2 protein-coding genes and 1 pseudogene are annotated in these 1,460 nt (G+C 46.6%); all 3 read left to right on the top strand.

Translation table 11 applies throughout. The annotated features are described in order from the left end of the window. The first annotated feature begins 125 nt into the window (after positions 1-125). The 3 genes and pseudogenes from DXB00_RS17590 (at position 126) to DXB00_RS17580 (ending at position 1,436) form a co-directional block, all read left to right on the top strand. Positions 126-794 carry a helix-turn-helix domain-containing protein gene (locus tag DXB00_RS17590; RefSeq protein WP_330427942.1) on the top strand — a complete coding sequence of 223 codons (669 nt, stop codon included), beginning with the start codon at positions 126-128 and terminating at the stop codon, positions 792-794. Between the two features lie 15 nt (positions 795-809). Then, positions 810-1,322 (top strand): annotated as a pseudogene (locus DXB00_RS17585) (IS3 family transposase); the annotation flags it as partial. A 3-nt stretch (positions 1,323-1,325) separates the two neighbouring features. After that, positions 1,326-1,436 carry an IS3 family transposase gene (locus DXB00_RS17580; RefSeq protein WP_305143113.1) on the top strand — a complete coding sequence of 37 codons (111 nt, stop codon included), beginning with the start codon at positions 1,326-1,328 and terminating at the stop codon, positions 1,434-1,436. Positions 1,437-1,460: the final 24 nt, after the last annotated feature.

Below are 1,460 nucleotides of genomic sequence, written 5' to 3'. Positions count from 1 at the left end.
GGGGGTGCGGACGAAAAGTTGGACAAAGCAGAGGCCGCAAGGAGGAAATAGGTATATTGTTCACATACGAAAAGAAAGTCCGCGCCCTGTAATTATATGAGCAAACCCATTCTGTAACTGAGACAATACGCATCCTGGGCTACCCAGAACGAGCAACGCTATATCGATGGATCTCCGAGAAAGGGCAACCAGAGAAAGTCAGATCGACCAAACGCGGGGAAAATACACCAGATCATCCGCGGCATCCATCGGTTGAGGTAAAACTACAGGTGCTTCACCGTTGCTTTGAACACGGGGAAGATGTAAAATCAGTTTCAGAGGAGATCGGTTACAGCAGAGCCAGCATCTATAACTGGCGCCGAAAGTATCTCCAGAGAGGACTGGTTGCACTCATGAATCCGTCAGATGATCCTCGCGAGGAACTCGTACCCGGAACATTCTCGGCTACAGAGGATATTGCTGAGCTTAAAGCGCAGGTGCAGGAAATGCAGATGCAGATTGATATTTTAAAGGAAACGATCAATGTATTAAAAAAAGACCCCGGCATCGATCAGACAGCTCTCCGGAACCAGGAGAAGGCAGCGATTATCGATGCCCTGAAAAATAAGTATTCGCTGCCGGAACTTCTGTCCGCATTACACTGCCCGTGCAGCAGCTATTATTACAAGCAAAAGCGCGCAAAGAAGCAGGATAAATACTGCCATGTCAAAGAGAAAATCAAGGATATTTTTGAATCGAATCATCGCTATTATGGATATCGGCGAATTTATGCTACGCTGAAAAAAGAGGACTGACGGCTATCCGAAAAGGTAATTCGCCGTCTTATGAAGCAAGTAGGAGTGCAGGGAGTGAACAGAAAGAAGACAAGCTACAGTTCCTATCAGGGAGAAATCACGCCAGCTGTCCCCAATCTTCTAAAACGGGATTTCCATGCAAATCGTCCCAATGAAAAGTGGCTGACAGATATTACGGAATTTGCAATCCCTGCAGGCAAGGTTTATCTTTCTCCAATCATCGACTGCTTTGATGGCATGCCTGTTTGTTGGAGCATTGGCATCAGCCCGAACGCAGAGTTGACAAACGGAATGCTGGACAAAGCGATTTCTCTTCTAAAAGTCGGAGAGCACCCAGTTGTCCATACGGATCGTGGGTGTCACTATCGCTGGCCAGGCTGGATCAGTCGTATGGAAGCAGCACATTTGCATCGATCCATGTCCAAGAAAGGGTGCTCGCCTGATAATTCAGCCTGTGAAGGTTTCTTTGGGCGAATGAAGAACGAGATGTTTTATGGGGTTTCTTGGCTAAACGTTTCAATAGAGTAGTTCATTCATACAGTCGAAGATTATATGGTTTGGTATCGGGAAAAGCGAATTAAGATATCTCTTGGTGGACTTAGTCCGCTGGAGTATAGACAAAAACTCGGCCTATCGGCATAGTCCAAGATTTTGTCCGCACCCCCT

The organism is Butyricicoccus sp. OF10-2 (assembly GCF_003481925.1).
In the GTDB taxonomy this organism is placed as follows: Bacteria; Bacillota; Clostridia; order Oscillospirales; family Butyricicoccaceae; genus Agathobaculum; species Agathobaculum butyriciproducens.
Note: the sequence above shows the minus strand (reverse complement) of the source record. Positions and strands in the feature narration are given on the sequence as shown.